Source organism: Vibrio sabulosilitoris, assembly GCF_055391395.1.
The window spans coordinates 288733-303916 of sequence record NZ_AP029600.1; the positions used below are offsets into that span (position 1 = coordinate 288733).

Annotated in this window: 12 protein-coding genes; 9 read left to right on the top strand and 3 right to left on the bottom strand. The window is 49.5% G+C overall.

The annotated features are described in order from the left end of the window. The first annotated feature begins 243 nt into the window (after positions 1-243). From yfcC to ACZ5R2_RS17115, 7 genes are all read left to right on the top strand, one after another. Positions 244-1719, top strand: coding sequence for a putative basic amino acid antiporter YfcC (yfcC, locus tag ACZ5R2_RS17085; RefSeq protein ID WP_464903679.1), 1476 nt, complete (start codon positions 244-246; stop codon positions 1717-1719). Positions 1720-1895: 176 nt separating this feature from the next. Further along, entirely contained in the window at positions 1896-2897 is a 1002-nt protein-coding gene (locus ACZ5R2_RS17090) for a succinylglutamate desuccinylase/aspartoacylase family protein (RefSeq protein WP_464903379.1), read from the top strand. Between the two features lie 154 nt (positions 2898-3051). Then, positions 3052-3285, top strand: coding sequence for a hypothetical protein (locus tag ACZ5R2_RS17095; protein ID WP_464903378.1), 234 nt, complete (start codon positions 3052-3054; stop codon positions 3283-3285). Positions 3286-3300: 15 nt separating this feature from the next. After that, a complete protein-coding gene (locus ACZ5R2_RS17100) occupies positions 3301-3942 on the top strand; it encodes a YceH family protein (RefSeq protein WP_464903377.1) in 642 nt (213 codons plus the stop codon). Between the two features lie 17 nt (positions 3943-3959). After that, a complete protein-coding gene (locus ACZ5R2_RS17105; protein WP_464903376.1) occupies positions 3960-4235 on the top strand; it encodes a GIY-YIG nuclease family protein in 276 nt (91 codons plus the stop codon). A gap of 46 nt (positions 4236-4281) precedes the next feature. Next, positions 4282-5394 carry an autoinducer 2-binding periplasmic protein LuxP gene (locus tag ACZ5R2_RS17110; RefSeq protein ID WP_464903375.1) on the top strand — a complete coding sequence of 371 codons (1113 nt, stop codon included), beginning with the start codon at positions 4282-4284 and terminating at the stop codon, positions 5392-5394. A gap of 25 nt (positions 5395-5419) precedes the next feature. Beyond that, positions 5420-7975 (top strand): LuxQ periplasmic sensor domain-containing protein, encoded by a 2556-nt coding sequence (locus tag ACZ5R2_RS17115; protein WP_464903374.1) that lies wholly within the window; start codon positions 5420-5422, stop codon positions 7973-7975. Here ACZ5R2_RS17115 and yccS read toward each other — a convergent pair whose 3' ends face one another. Then, positions 7976-10186, bottom strand: coding sequence for a YccS family putative transporter (yccS, locus tag ACZ5R2_RS17120; protein WP_464919463.1), 2211 nt, complete (start codon positions 10184-10186; stop codon positions 7976-7978). Positions 10187-10360: 174 nt separating this feature from the next. Between yccS and helD the strand changes: the two genes are divergently transcribed. After that, positions 10361-12436, top strand: a complete 2076-nt coding sequence (helD, locus tag ACZ5R2_RS17125; protein WP_464903678.1) for a DNA helicase IV — start codon at positions 10361-10363, stop codon at positions 12434-12436. 94 nt (positions 12437-12530) lie between these two features. Here the strand turns inward: helD and ACZ5R2_RS17130 are convergent, their stop codons facing one another. Next, entirely contained in the window at positions 12531-12986 is a 456-nt protein-coding gene (locus ACZ5R2_RS17130; protein WP_464903372.1) for a methylglyoxal synthase, read from the bottom strand. Positions 12987-13230: 244 nt separating this feature from the next. Beyond that, complete coding sequence (locus ACZ5R2_RS17135) at positions 13231-13485, bottom strand: putative hemolysin (RefSeq protein WP_464903371.1); 255 nt, start codon at positions 13483-13485, stop codon at positions 13231-13233. A 332-nt stretch (positions 13486-13817) separates the two neighbouring features. Between ACZ5R2_RS17135 and ACZ5R2_RS17140 the strand changes: the two genes are divergently transcribed. Next, positions 13818-15059 carry a DEAD/DEAH box helicase gene (locus ACZ5R2_RS17140; RefSeq protein ID WP_464903370.1) on the top strand — a complete coding sequence of 414 codons (1242 nt, stop codon included), beginning with the start codon at positions 13818-13820 and terminating at the stop codon, positions 15057-15059. Positions 15060-15184: the final 125 nt, after the last annotated feature.

Consider the following 15184-nt stretch of genomic DNA (forward strand, 5'->3'; position numbering starts at 1 on the left):
CAGTTAACACAAATGTGAGTCAAAAGGCCTTATCCAAGCTCGAATTTTCCCGCGAGCTTGTGACTCCAGATCATATAAATATTAATTATTAACCCTGCTTTGCGACAAAATATTGACTTTTTATTCTGAATGTATGACATTTCATGCTCTTTTTGATTTCACACTTTAACCGAAGTAAAACCAGTCATGTCTCACACAGATATTGAGTCACCTGCAGTGACCACAGAGAACAAAACCTGGCAGATGCCAGACACCCTAATCCTGATTTTTGTTGTCGGTATTCTTGCCAGTATCCTGACCTATTTTGTCCCAGCAGGTCAGTTTGATAGTCAGCAAGTTTCTTATATCGCCGATGGCGTAGAGAAGAGCCGCACTGTGATTGATCCGACGTCGTTTAGCTATGCGACCGACGAGAATGGTGAGCTTCAGTATAACAAGGTCGGCCTGTTCGCCTCTGGTGGTGGCATTGGTCTGATGAACTTCCCATTTGAAGGACTGGTTTCGGGGTCTAAGTGGGGCAGTGCCATCGGTGTGATTATGTTTATGCTGGTGATCGGTGGTGCATTTGGCGTCGTGATGCGCACCGGTACGATCGATAACGGAATTTTGCGCCTAATTGACAAAACCAAGGGCAGTGAGTCGCTGTTTATTCCGGTTCTCTTTGTGTTGTTCTCTCTTGGCGGTGCTGTATTCGGTATGGGCGAAGAGGCCGTGGCGTTTGCGATCATTATCGCGCCTTTGATGGTGCGTCTTGGTTACGATGGCATCACCACAGTTATGGTCACCTACGTAGCGACACAAATCGGTTTTGCCACCTCGTGGATGAACCCATTCTCAGTCGCGATTGCCCAAGGCATTGCTGGTGTTCCGGTCCTTTCAGGTATGCAGATGCGTATGGTGATGTGGGTGGTGTTTACCCTGATCGGTATTGCGTTCACCATGATGTATGCGGCTAAGATCAAAGCCAAGCCAACCTTGTCATACAGCTACCAAAGTGACGCGCATTTCCGTGCCCAAGAAGCTGGTGACCAAGAGTCTCGCTGGAATCTCGGTGATACTCTAGTGATCCTAACGGTTGCGGCCACCACGGTTTGGGTTGTCTGGGGTGTGGTTGCACACGCTTGGTATATTCCGGAAATCGCGTCACAGTTTTTCACTATGGGCTTTGTTGCCGGTATTATCGGCGTTGTGTTCCGTCTTAACGACATGACAATGAACGATGTCGCGGCCTCATTCAAAGAAGGCGCGAGCGTGATGCTAGCTCCAGCACTGCTAGTAGGTTGCGCCAAAGGTGTGCTGCTTATTCTGGGTGGTGGCTCTACCGACGAGGCAAGCGTACTTAACTCGATTCTTAACAGCGCGGGCGGCGTCATCAGTGGTCTCCCTGAAGCTGGCGCAGCGTGGTTAATGTATGTCTTCCAGTCGGTGTTCAACTTCTTCGTCACCTCAGGCTCCGGCCAAGCAGCCTTGACTATGCCGCTACTGGCTCCTCTGGCTGACATTGCTGGCGTAACTCGTCAGGTGGCTGTTCTAGCATTCCAGCTGGGTGATGGCTTTACCAACATTATCGTACCTACCTCGGCGTCACTGATGGCAACCTTGGGTGTTTGTCGTATCGATTGGGGCAACTGGGCCAAGTTCTGCTGGCGTTTCATCGTATTGTTGTTCACACTATCGAGCATTGTCGTGGTTGGAGCACATCTGATGGGCTTCGCATAAAGCACAAAAAATATTGAGCTAGGGCGAGGTTTCTCGCCCTTTTTTGTTCCTGAGGAGAGAGGCGAGAAGCGAGATCGCTTTGCTGCGAGAGGCGAGAAAGCCCAGCGCGCTGTGAATTCCTCGCACCTCGCAGGGCAAAGCCCGTCCCCGAACCTGTTTATTAAGAGAGAATTACTATGCCAACGGTACACCTTGCCGATATTATTCAAGGGACCGCTGTGGTTGAGCAGCTTGACGTGAAAGACCTTGCTCCTGGGCATCATCAGTTTTGGTTTCAAGCGGGCACGAATGCGCTTGCTCAGCCACAACTGCTACCAGTCAGTGTGCTCAAGGGAGAGATGGATGGCCCGCGGGTCATGATCACAGCAGGCGTTCATGGCGACGAGTTGAATGGGGTGTTAGCTGCCCATGAGATGATTCGAAGCCTACAAGCAAAAAGCATCAAAGGAACCATTACGGTCGTTTCGATGATCAATACCACGGGCATGTTGCGTCATAGTCGTGACTTCTTTAGCTCAGATCCTGATGCATCACCGACCAACCTGAATCGCTTCTTCCCAGGTAATCCACAAGGTGATGCAGCGCATCGATTTATTGATTGTGTTTGGACTAAGTTACTTAGACCGAATGCCGATTGTGCGATTGACTTGCACACGCAAACCAGTGGCGCAGTATATCCACTATATGTCTTTGCAGATTTCCGTTTGCCAGAAGCGCTGCAAATGGCGCGCTTGATGAATGCAGATTGCATTCTTGACGATCCAGGTGATGCTGGTGTGCTGGAAACGGTGTGGAACAATAGCGGTATTCCAAGTATCACCGTTGAGGTTGGTATGGGCAAAATTACCCAGCCAGATCTGATCAATCGAGCGGTTGAAGGGATGCAAAATATCCTCAAGTTTGTTGGTATGCTAGAGGGTGAACCACAGGCAGCGAGCGCCGAGTGTATGGAAGGCCGCTCTATTGTGAGTATCCGTGCTCACCAAGGTGGTTTAGTGCTGCCAGAAGTCGAGCTACTAAGTGAGGTCACAGAGGGGACGGTTGTTGCTAAACAATATAATGCCTTTGGTGATCTTATCGATACTTATACTGCACCACAAGCTGGTAAAGTATTGAGTTATAACGTGGATGCCATGCGCGAACCAGGAGCTCTCGTGGTTCGGTTACTGTGTAAATAGCCGTAAGAATGTTGTTGATAGGCGCGAAGCACTGCTTGAGCGCCTATTTTTTTATCGAGATGTTGGATCTTTAGGCAACTGTTATCATGACCGTTGTCGCTAAGGACTTCTCTAGCTATGATGAGGGCAAGATTGGATTCGATACCGTTTGCTTATGCTAATTACCAAACACTTACAACACCAAATCGAATATCAGGTGCCGAAGTCAACACCGGCACCTGCAGAGCCAAGTGCGACCAGTAAAGGGGACAGCCTTAAGCTCGGCCAAGCCTATAAAGGGGCTCGTAAGTATATCGAGGCCACAGAGGTTGAGTTACAGCGCTCACGCATCATGATGATGGATGCCGAGGGAAACTTACGTCCACTCAACCTCTACCCAGAACACTAGAAAAGGATAACGACAATGACAATCGTACTCTCACCTATTGAAGCTCGGATTATTGGTTGCTTGATTGAGAAAGAGGTCACCACGCCAGACTATTACCCTCTAACACTTAATAGTCTGACCTCCGCGTGCAATCAAAAAAGCAACCGAGATCCTGTGATGTCACTTACTGCAGAAGAGGTAAAGTCTGCGGTGAATGGCTTGATTGCTAAGCGCTTGGTCAGTGATGAGAGTGGTTTTAACAGCCGAGCCAATAAGTACCAACACCGCTTCTGTAATACCGAATTCGGTGATTTGCAGTTAAGTGCACAGGAGAAAGGCATTGCATGCTGTATGTTGCTGCGCGGCGCGCAGACACCAGGAGAATTGCGCACTCGTACTAGTCGTTTGTGTGAGTTTGGTGATGTTAAAGAGGTAGAGCAACTACTCACGGCTATGTCGCAGCGTGAAAGTGGTGCCTTGGTAGTTAAGCTGCCACGCGAAGCTGGTAAACGCGAGTCTCGCTATCAGCACCTGTTTTGCGGTGAGGTGGACATCAGTGCACTTGAGGCTGCTGCGCCAACCATGGCCAATAGCAAAGATGCTCGTATTGTGGAGCTTGAACAAGAGGTGGCCGCTCTCAAGGCCAAGATTGCCGAGCTAGAGTCTTCGCGTAGTTAAGTAAGTGAAGGGTTTTTTTGGTGCTATCTTGTTGGTTTATTTATCTTATTCGAACTAAAGATAATGCTCTATACTGTGGAGTAACGACCGATGTTACGCGTCGCTTTGAGCAGCATAGGACCGGCAAGGGTGCCAAAGCACTGAGAGGCAAGGGACCGCTAATATTGGTTTGGTCCTCCCCAGCTGGAAAGAGCCGTAGTGAGGCTCAGCAATGGGAACACAAGCTGAAAAAGCTGCCTAAATCGCGCAAAGAGTCGTTGATCAAAGGGGAATGGTGTCTTGAGCAGTTGTAATCACCATCGTCACCTGCCGCAATCAAGGACTAAAAAAGACCATAGCATGAAAAATATACTACCCTCCATTGCGTTATGTCTCACGGCTTTTTGTACATCGGCGTTAGAACACTCATACTCCCACCAAGTGCTTGCCGACTACTGGAAATACGATGAGTTTCTCAATGCATTTCCTGAGCAACGTAGTCTGACCAAGCAGCTGTCCGATACCGTACAAAACCCAGCAATTCCCTTAAGCGCAGATCAAGCGGAACCTGTGACTATTTCGGTGGTGTATCCTGGTCAACAAGTATCTGACTATTGGGTGCGTAATATCAGTGCCTTCGAGCGACGTATGGACGAGCTTGGGATTGATTATGAAATTAACCAAGTGTTTACTCGGCCGAATGTTGACTTAAGGCAGCAGAGCTTGTCCTTGATGGAGGCACTCAAAAATAAGTCAGATTATTTAGTGTTTACCCTCGATACAACCCGCCATCGTAAGTTTATCGAGCATGTGCTTAGCAGCGCTCAAACCAAGATTATTTTGCAAAATATCACTACTCCGCTGCGAGATTGGGGAGAGCGTCAGCCTTTTATGTATGTCGGCTTTGACCATATTAAGGGAACAGAATTGTTGGTCGATCATTTTAAGAAGACCTTCCCCCAACCCGATGTGAACTATTCAGTGATTTACTTTTCAGAGGGCTATGTGAGTGAGGCTCGTGGCACCACTTTTATCGATCAGATGACGAACCATGACAATTACCGTTTGGCCTCGTCTTTCTACACCAATGCCAGTCGCACCTCTGGCTATCAAGCGGCTAAAAATATTCTGCGCCAAGATCCTGACATCGACTTTATCTATGCGTGTTCGACCGATGTTGCATTGGGTGCGGTTGACGCTTTGAGAGAGGCTGGACGGGAGGATATTTTTATCAATGGTTGGGGCGGTGGAACCGCTGAGCTTGATGCCCTTGCCAGTCAAGAGTTGGATGTCACTGTAATGCGCATGAATGATGATACGGGGATTGCAATGGCTGAGGCCATCAAGTGGGATCTGGAAGGAAGAGCGGTACCAACCGTGTATTCTGGAAGCTTTCAAGTGTTGACGTCACTGACAGAGCCGCAAGATGTACAGGCGTTAAAGCAGCAAGCGTTTCGCTATTCGAACCCTTAATTGTTAACCTTGGTACTCCCACCTCATGCAATCGGCTAAGAAGACTAGACGCCCATTAACGACACTGATCACCCACTCGGTGTTCTTGATGATCGCTGTGTTTGCTGTGCTGGTTCTATTTCAAAATTACTATGTTTCAACCCAGATTATCGGTCGAGAGGCTGATAGAGCCAGCGAGCAGACCTCTGCCTTGATCCAGAGTATTTTCAACTATCACCTTGATGCCCTTGAGATACAGCAAGACACCATTGGGCGCAGTGACTCATTGATTTCGACTCTTCGTGGCAATCGCTTGGGTGAGCTGGACCGCTTATTTGCCGGGCTTGATAATATCAATTCGGATATGGTGCCTGATATCCGGATTATTACCCGCGAGAATCAGGTCTATTGGAATGATGGTAACCATCGTTTTTACGGCATCTCTGATCGCTCTTTGCAGAATTTGACCGAGAATCTCACCTTAGGTAAGCACTGGTACCTTGTTCAAACGCCCTCACAATTGGGGACACGATATATTCTGATGCGTCGCTCCCCCGTGCTCGATAGTGCCTCTGGTGAGGTATTGGCGATGCTTAATGTCGGGGTGGTATTGAATAATAACCTGCCTCTAATGCTCAAACTTCGTGATGAAAGCAACTCTCAAGATACGATGCTTGCGGTGGGTTCTACCGTGATTTCCTCAAGCTTTTCCATTAACCCTGAGTACGACCAACTTGATATTCTGTTGGAGCATTCAAAGAGTCAAAATCACTATAAGCTGACCAGCCATTTGATGGTGCGCAAAACCGACCTGATCTTAAACGACAGTGCGACTTTCCTCAGCATCTACACCATTCGCACTGCCCCCACCTCCTCGCTATTGATTCGCAGCCACATGATAGGCATCGTCGGGCTGTTCTGTATTCTGATCGGGATTACCATATGGGGCCGTCGTTGGCTAAAACAAAAGATTGCCATCGAGCTCGAGAGATTGATGAGTTATACCAGTGCACGGGTTGAGCAACGGGATGTGAAAGAGTATACCGGCTCGGCGATTATTGAGTTTGACCGGCTTGGGCATGTGATCGAGAGTGCCTTTTCGCGTCTGAGTGAGCAGGAAAAACTGTTTGAGGATTTGTTCAACTTTTCCCTCTCGCCGAGCATTGTTTGGAATGCCAATGGCCAAGTGGTCAGCATGAACCCAGTAGCAAAGCAGCAGTTCGGTAGTGGAGTAGAGTCGACCTCGACCTATGCAGAACTGGTGGAAAGCCTACTCCCGTATGTGCTAAAAGTCGTTGAGGGAGAGGCGGTAGTGGGCATCAATACTGTCGTTGAGGGCAACACCTATCGCTGGAACATCTCTTCTATCTCTCTGGAAAATGGCACTCAACAAATCATCGCTCAGGCGCAGGACATCTCATCACTGGTTGAGGCAGAGAGGCAGACTCAGCGAGCGAAAGAAGCTGCTGAGGAGACCGCGCGTTTGCGGGCAGATTTCCTTGCTAAGATGAGCCACGAGCTTAGAACTCCCCTGAATGGGATCATCGGTGTGTCACAGCTGCTCCATCATGGGCTTAGCCAAGAGCAACATCAAAAGTACGTCGACATACTGTGTCAAAGTGGTGAGCACCTGCTGGCGGTACTCAATGATATCCTCGATTTTTCTAAGATTGAGCAGGGGCAGTTTACCATTCAGCCGAAGGTGTTTAAGTTGCTCGAAAGCTGCAGAGCAGTCGAGCAGATCTACTCGCCGTTGTGTGTTGAAAAAGGCGTTGAGCTGCACGTACGTATGAATGCAGCTCCGGATTTGAGGATCGTCACCGATCAGGTGCGGCTCAATCAGATCTTGTTTAACTTGGTGAGCAATGCCGTAAAGTTCACAGAACATGGCTGCATCTCGGTGGTGGTCCAGGTGCTTAACCATGATCAAATGACCATTGAGGTTCGAGACTCTGGGATCGGAATCTCGGACTCTGAGCTGGAGATGATCTTTGAACCGTTTGTACAGTTAGAGTCCCCACAAACCCGTCAGCACGGCGGGAGTGGCTTAGGGCTGTCTATAGTACGCAGCTTGGTTGAGTTGCTGGGGGGCACAATTGATGTCAAGAGTATTAAGGGTCGCGGTACCGACTTTATTCTGACGATACCGATAAAAATCCACAGCAAACATGGCAGTGTTACGCGTTTACCACATACACCACATAAGCCAATTCATTTTGACCACCAAGTGACGGTGCTGTTGGTCGAGGATAATGCTACCAATGCCTTTATTGCTCAGGCTTTTTGTGAGAAGTTTGGTTTGAAGGTTGAATGGGTGGATGATGGCGTAAAAGCCATCGATGCAATGAAGACCCGTGAGTTTGATCTAGTACTGATGGATAATCAACTGCCAGAGATCAACGGCGTCGATGCCACCAGGCTTATCCGCGAACAACTCAAGCTGTCGACACCGATTTTCGCCTGTACCGCTGATGGTCTAGACGAGACTCGCCAAGCATTCTTGCTGGCTGGGGCAAACTATGTGTTGATCAAACCCCTCAAAGAGCGAGCGCTGGTTGATGCGCTGAAATTCTTCCAGCAAAACTACTATCAACTGGCTTAGTCACGACTCACTCTTTTGACCGTTTTGGCCAGTTGCTAGACTGGTAAAACGACTGGCGAGTGTATGCATCTCTGGCATCATGCGATAGATAAGGTGCATCTGCTCAAGCAGCATCCTTGCTGAGCTCTCATCCTCAGTATGCCACTCAGAGAGGCGTCGCTCGATAGAAGCGTCGTAGCTTTCACTGCATGGCGTACTTGAAGGCTGCGCAGTTAATTCTGCGCTTACTCGCTCTAGCTGTTGATGAATAAAGCGATGCGCCTCAACTACCAAGCGGTGGGTCTCCTCATTCTCAATCGTCTTGCGATGGGCTCCCATCGCTGAGATGTAGCTTAGCAGGGCATGATTAAGAGTCAGGAAGCGATAACTATCGTCAATATTCTCTTGATAACGACCGGGCTCAACTAGCATGTTGTTAATGGTAGTGTTGAGGGCAGCGTCTTGGTTATGTGCTCCTCGACGAGAGATACGGTAATTCAGCGTATCCCGCTTACCCACGCGGTACTGACCGATGACTTGCGTCAGGTAGTCATTGTTCGCATGCAGTGCATCCGCCATCACCTGAGCCAGTCGCTTAGATTGCCAGTCAGGCAAGATAAATCGCACCGCCCCAACGGCGAGTATGCAGCCAATTAAGGTATCCGATAGACGTGGAAGGGCCACTGCGTAACCTTCGCCGAGTTGATGAAAGCTAAACAGCACTAGTAGGGTGATGAACGTGGTGGCGTAGCTGTAATTGTTGATCCGAAAAGCAAAAAACAGCAGACCGCTGAGCACGATAAACACCAACTGGCTCTCTTGCGAGGGAAACATAGCTAATAGGGGCACGCCTATTAACAGGCCAGCAATGGTGCCAATCACCCGCGAGGTAAGCTTTTGCCGAGTGGCGCTGTAGTTTGGCTGGCAAACGAAGAGAGTGGTGAGCATGATCCAGTAACCACGTTCTAAATCAAATAGTTGAATAACCCCATAGCCAAGCGAGAGGGCGACGGAGAGTCGTACCGCGTGGCGAAATAAGATCGAGTCACGATTTAGGTTGGCCTTGAGGCGCTGCCACATCGCTTTGAGCGTATGCGGGCTAGTGTCGTTGAGCTCTTCATCATCTCGCACTTCAGAGCCACTGTGTTCAATGCTGCTAAACTGCTTCTCAACCATCGCTAAGTTATTGAACAGGTAGCCAAGCTGGGCAAGGGCGATCGGAGAGATGCTTGGATGTGGCTGCTTGAGATTGACACTTCGCAAATACTCAATGGAGTTTTGTAGTTCATCCAGCGCAATAATGGACTCGTTTGAGTGTTGATAGCGCGCATTGAGCTGGATCGCATCCCCCAGTTGGCGACATGCTCGGGCTTGAGTCTCAAGCAGATATTTAAACCGAAACATCACGTCTGAGCGCTCAAACTCTTTGGCCAGTTCTTGGTAGCGTGAGTGGCTGGAGCTGACCCGCTCATGGATATCTTGTGCTTGGAAGTAGATGTTGAGTAGGCGTTGATGACGGCGCGGAATTTGTCCATGGCGGGTGCGAGATAGCAGGGTGTTTTTACACTGATTGAGCGCCTCAACTGTGGCCGCGTTGAGTTTCGCCTCAGCCAAACGATAGGGCTGAGGGGTAAGGTTTGATACTGGCTGAAATAACTGACTTTTGACCTCGAGATAGTCGGCGAGACAGAAAAATACCTTGGCCGTACTGTTTTGCACCGGCTGAGAGGGCGCAAGGCCTTGCCACAGGGTCGACATAAGAAAATACCAAGCGGCCCCCGCGAGCAACCAAGTCGGTTGTGAGCCGAACTCTGGGCTGTTGTAGGTACTGAGCATGGTGTAGATCGCCATTAAGATTGAGCCAAAAGCGATACTTGCATAGCGTGGGCCAATCGCCCCTAACATGATGAACATAAAGCTAGAGGTCGCGAGGCCGAGGACAAACAGTGGCGGATAAGGAAACAGCCACTCAACAGAGAGTGAAGCCATGCAAAAGCAGATCAGGGTGAGAACAATCGCTTTCATTCGGCGAGAAAAGCGGTCGTCACTGTCTGAGAGCGCAGCGGCGATTACACCCAGTATCAAAGGGATGGTCAGGTGTCGCTGCTCTAGGTACCAGCACGGTAAGACAGCACCCAACAAGGTAATCAGCATTAAAATACTGTAGTTAAATGTCTTATTCGTCCAACGCCGCTGAAGCTGCTGGGATAAATTGGAGGTTGATGCGGGCACAAGTCATCCGTTGTCTTTGCTCAAGGAGGGGCTATTGTACCGATCATTTTGCGCAGGACTCAACAAAATTACACACACTTTACTCAATCAAATAGGAGAGATTTTGTTTGTGTAATTACAACGTTATATACTCGGGCTATACCAATTCGATAACCACTATTGCGACCAGCCACCATGCAGCTCAGTGCCAATAAAACCGCGCGATTTTTCGCTCAAAATGAATATCACCATGTTGCTATCTCGGATGCACAGCTGGTGATCTCCTCACCGATGCTTGAAGAGCGGATCCCTTTTCATGTCTGGAATGGTCAGATTGAGGTCAAGCGCGGTTTTGTATGGGGGGCGTTGACCTTCTATTCCCATCCAGAGCGAGGAGAGCAATTGGCTTGGTGCGTTCAGGGGCTCCCTTGGGCGAGCTGTCGCCAATTTGCCCAGCACGCGGTCACGATGTACCAAGATTGGCACAACCAGCAATGTGAGCAGTTGAACCAATGCCTACCAAAGTGGGAGGCGGAGCTGCATCGTTTGCGCCACTTACCGGAGTTTTTGCCTCATTCGCTTGTTGATGATTGGTGCCAGCAGGTGACGACAGATCTTGAAGCGATGAATATGTCATTACCAGAGGCTGAGCACCACAAGGCGCAGCGTATTCAGGTGCTGTCGCCGTGGCTTCTAGAGTCTGATCCTGAGGTGCAGGCACGCAATCAGGCGTGGATTGACAAGGAGCGCGATAATTGGGAGGTACTGTTTAAGCAAATCGAGTCGTCGCCACTGAATGTATCACAGCAGCATGCTGTGCTGCTTAATGACAACCACAATTTGGTTCTTGCGGGGGCCGGGTCGGGTAAGACCAGCGTGCTAACTGCGCGTGTGGCGTATCTACTGCAAAGTCACTTGGCCAGTGCTGACGATATTCTGTTGATGGCGTTCGGCCGTGATGCAGTCAACGAGATGTCTGAGCGCTTAGCGCAGAAAGTGGGGCTAGCTGCTGATGGTGTCACGGTCAGTACTTTTCATCAATTGGGTATGCAGATCCTGCGAGAGGTTGAGGGAAAGGCACCTGAGATCAGCTCAATCGCTACCGACGATAAGTTACGTCAGGCATGGTGTATCGACTGGTTGAAAAAACACTGGTTGACCAAAACCAATTTTAAACGCTGGCAAAAGCATCTTTCACAGTGGCCGATTGCCTATTTGGCCGGTGATGATGAACTGGGCTCGAACGTCGAAAACCCGAAACTGATCGCTTGGCTGGATAAGCAGCGCGGTCAGTTAGCCGCGATGGCCAAAAGTAAAAAAGATATCCAGCAGTTGTTGGTCTCACATCCCGAGTACTCACGCTTGAACAGTGAGTTAGCCTTGGTGTGGCCGTGCTACCAAGCATGGAAACAGATGCTCAAAGAGACGGGGCAGATTGATTTTAATCTGATGATCAGCCGGGCAACCCAATACGCACAGAAGGGGCGCTTTAGATCCCGTTGGCGACATATCATGGTCGATGAGTACCAAGACACCTCGCCAGAGCGCTTGGCTTTGATTGAGGCTCTTTGCCAGTCAAAACACGTCGATGCGGTGCGCCTATTTGCTGTGGGTGACGATTGGCAGTCGATTTATCAGTTTACTGGCTCAGACGTCAATTTGACCACCGGCTTTGCCGAGCGATTCACCCACTCAACGATCCACCACCTTGATACCACTTATCGGTTTAATCAAATGATTGGTGACGTGGCCAATCGCTTTATTCAAGCCAATCCGGCTCAAATTAAAAAGACCCTCAACAGTGCTAAACAGGTCAAGCGGGCTAGCGTGTTTGTTGCGCCGCAAAGTCGCATTGAGCATCTGCTCGATGATCTTGACCGTCGCTGCAAGACTCGTAAAAGTGTGCTGTTGCTTGGACGTAACCACTATCATAAACCTGAGCACCTCGACAGTTGGTGTCGGGCCTTTACCAATCTCGATATTCGTTTTATGACTTGTCACGCCAGTAAGGGTCGAGAAGCGGACTACGTGTTTGTGGTCAATGTTGACAAGGGTCAGTTTCCAACCAAAGATAAGACGGTACATCTCGATAGCGCGGTATTGCAAGTTGATGACAGTTTCGCCTTTGCCGAAGAGCGGCGCTTGTTCTACGTCGCCTTAACTCGAGCCAAAGAAAAGGTGTGGGTGATGTACAAGACCAGCCCCTCGGTGTTTATTGACGAGCTTACCGAGCAGGACTACCCGGTTGAGGTAGTAAAAGGCCGCAATTAAGCGGCCTGTTTCAAGGTAAATATGCCGGGTTTCAAGCTAGTGTCTTACAGTTGCGCATCGAGGCTATGCACTCACTTAAGACCTATTTCTGGCCTTAGGTGCGCTTGGCGAGGTAGGCTTCGTAGTCAGGGATTTCGATCTCCACCTCTGATTCAAGCAGATTCGATGACACTAAGAAGTTAGCGGTAGCGCGGTTGGTCGCCACTGGAATGTTCCAAACGCTGGCGATACGTAATAGGGCCTTGACATCTGGGTCGTGCGGAACGGCGTTGAGAGGATCCCAGAAGAAAATCATCATGTCGATCTTACCCTCAGAGATCAGGGCACCGAGTTGCTGGTCCCCGCCCATTGGTCCGCTGATAAAGGTTTTGATCGCAAGCTTTGTCTCTTTACTCAGTAAATGACCGGTCGTGCCTGTTGCGTACAGAAAGTGACGCTGAAGTTTGTCTTTTTGCTCCGTTACCCAACGAAGCAGCTCGGGTTTGTAGTTGTCGTGTGCAACAAGCGCGATGTGCTTGTGCGCCGGCATGGTGCGAGTGGTTTTTTCCATCGAATTTGACGTCCTAGTTCTTTTTTATAGATACCCGATTATGCGCAAAGTCAGTGACATTTTCATTAGCTAACTTGCATAGATTTGCTGATTAGCTCAAATAGTTGGCAAATTCCAATCAAATGGAATAAACGCCTATGCTCAAAGAGTGACTGACGCGTTAAATTGGAGTACAAACGGACGAAAGGTGCGGTTACAGCCGCATGTTTGTAGGGGATGAGGGCCAAACGCCCTCAATATAGGATCAGTTATCTTGCTCTTGCTCTTGGCGATAATACTGCCATTGCTCAGTCATTTGACCATCTTCTTGTTTGCAATAGGTGACTCGCTTGCCCGCCTCTGTTTGGATGACTAGTTCACCATTTTGCTCAACACAGTACACAGAAGCCGGGTTTGACACCGCTGTGTACTCACCAACATCGTACTTTTCTTCGAGTTCTGCACAGCCGCTAACCATAAAGCCTACGGCGATTATCATCATGGCCAATTGTGTTTTCATTTATAGGTATCCTCTGTGGTGGACGAGACATGGCTACCGTTTAAGTGTAGAAGATGACTGCTAAATCATAGCGATAAACCGTTAGGATATGTTCAGTCGGTCACGTCACTGCATGTTTTTGTCTTCAGCCGGCTCAGTCACATAGACTATGGGGCTGATGGGGCATTTATTAAATTGGTGGCGAAGCTTAATAAAAGGCGTTGGGAGCAATGTCAAAATAGTGCAAGGCAGCGGCTTTGATTTGCAACACAAGCGCAGCTCACTGTTAATTTGGGCAAGCGGCTGGAGTTTGATACAATTCGCGCCCTTTAGAGATAGTGAGATAGCAGCAGATGAAATTCTCCCAACTAGGCTTAAATGATTTACTGGCACAGCAATTAAGCCAGCTTGGCTTTGTCGAGCCGACTGAGGTTCAGCAACAGGCGATACCGCATGTCCTAGCTGGGAAAGATGTATTGGCTGCCGCGCAAACGGGCACTGGCAAAACCGCAGCCTTTGCCTTGCCTATCTTGCATCAGTTACTGGTGTCAGAGCAGGCGCTAGAGGAAGGTCGTCAGCCAAGAGTGCTGGTGTTAGTGCCGACTCGAGAGCTTGCCCAGCAGGTATTGGAAAGCATCCAATCGCTGGCGGAGCAAACACACCTTACTTGTGTTGCCCTCTATGGTGGTACCAGCATGGGTGTGCAAACCAATAAGTTAAAAAACGGCTGTGATGTCGTGATTGCGACCCCAGGGCGCTTGCTTGATCATCTGTATTGCAAAAACCTCAATCTCAAGTCAATCAATCATTTTGTCCTCGATGAGGCCGATCGCATGTTGGATATGGGCTTTAAGCCGGATATTCAGCGCCTATTGCGCCTTCTAGGCCAGCAGCCAAGACAGACACTGCTATTTTCAGCCACCTTCCACCAAGGCATCAAGAATTTCGCCTATCGCTTACTCGATGAGCCTATCGAAGTAGAAGTTTCACCGGCCAACACCACGGCTGAGCTGGTGGAGCAGATTGTTTACCCAGTCGACAAATCACGAAAAAGCGAGCTGTTAGCCTATCTGATAGGCTCCAAAAACTGGCAGCAGGTGTTGGTGTTCACCAAAACCAAGCAAGGCAGCGATGCCCTAGCCAAGGAGCTTAAACTGGACGGTATTGAGGCGGTATCGATAAATGGTGATAAGAGCCAGGGAGCACGTCAGCGCGCACTGGATGAGTTCAAACAGGGAAAGGTGCGTGCACTGATTGCCACCGATGTCGCCGCACGTGGATTGGATATCCCACAGCTTGAGCAGGTGGTGAACTATGAGATGCCATTTAAAGCCGAGGACTATGTGCACCGTATCGGCCGCACTGGTAGAGCAGGGCACAGGGGCCTAGCCGTCTCTTTGATGAGCCATGACGAGCAGCGCCTAGTTGATGCAATAGAACGTCTGCTTGATACCCGCTTGCCGCAAGAGTGGTTAGCGGGCTACGAGCCAAAACCCGAATCAGAACTCACACCCGACAAGCCGAAAAAACGCCTAAGTAAAGCCGCCCAGAAAAAAGCCCTCAAAGCACGCCTCGGCTACTCTAACAAAAGATAAAACCACAGGTTCACTGCGTTGCGAGGTGCGGGTTACACTTCGTTCAGAGGTGCGAGTACTCCCCGCGCGTGGTGAACTCCTCGCCTCTCGAAGGGCTATGCCCGTCCTCGTTTCTCGTGACTGTA

Excerpts from the sequence above, each read along its gene's own strand:
- yfcC (WP_464903679.1), top strand. The coding sequence starts at position 244 with ATGCCAGACACCCTAATCCTGATTTTTGTTGTCGGTATTCTTGCCAGT.
- ACZ5R2_RS17135 (WP_464903371.1), bottom strand. The coding sequence starts at position 13,485 with ATGAAAACACAATTGGCCATGATGATAATCGCCGTAGGCTTTATGGTT.
- ACZ5R2_RS17130 (WP_464903372.1), bottom strand. The coding sequence starts at position 12,986 with ATGGAAAAAACCACTCGCACCATGCCGGCGCACAAGCACATCGCGCTT.
- ACZ5R2_RS17110 (WP_464903375.1), top strand. The coding sequence starts at position 4,282 with ATGAAAAATATACTACCCTCCATTGCGTTATGTCTCACGGCTTTTTGT.
- ACZ5R2_RS17115 (WP_464903374.1), top strand. The coding sequence starts at position 5,420 with ATGCAATCGGCTAAGAAGACTAGACGCCCATTAACGACACTGATCACC.
- ACZ5R2_RS17090 (WP_464903379.1), top strand. The coding sequence starts at position 1,896 with ATGCCAACGGTACACCTTGCCGATATTATTCAAGGGACCGCTGTGGTT.
- helD (WP_464903678.1), top strand. The coding sequence starts at position 10,361 with ATGCAGCTCAGTGCCAATAAAACCGCGCGATTTTTCGCTCAAAATGAA.
- ACZ5R2_RS17095 (WP_464903378.1), top strand. The coding sequence starts at position 3,052 with ATGCTAATTACCAAACACTTACAACACCAAATCGAATATCAGGTGCCG.
- ACZ5R2_RS17140 (WP_464903370.1), top strand. The coding sequence starts at position 13,818 with ATGAAATTCTCCCAACTAGGCTTAAATGATTTACTGGCACAGCAATTA.
- ACZ5R2_RS17100 (WP_464903377.1), top strand. The coding sequence starts at position 3,301 with ATGACAATCGTACTCTCACCTATTGAAGCTCGGATTATTGGTTGCTTG.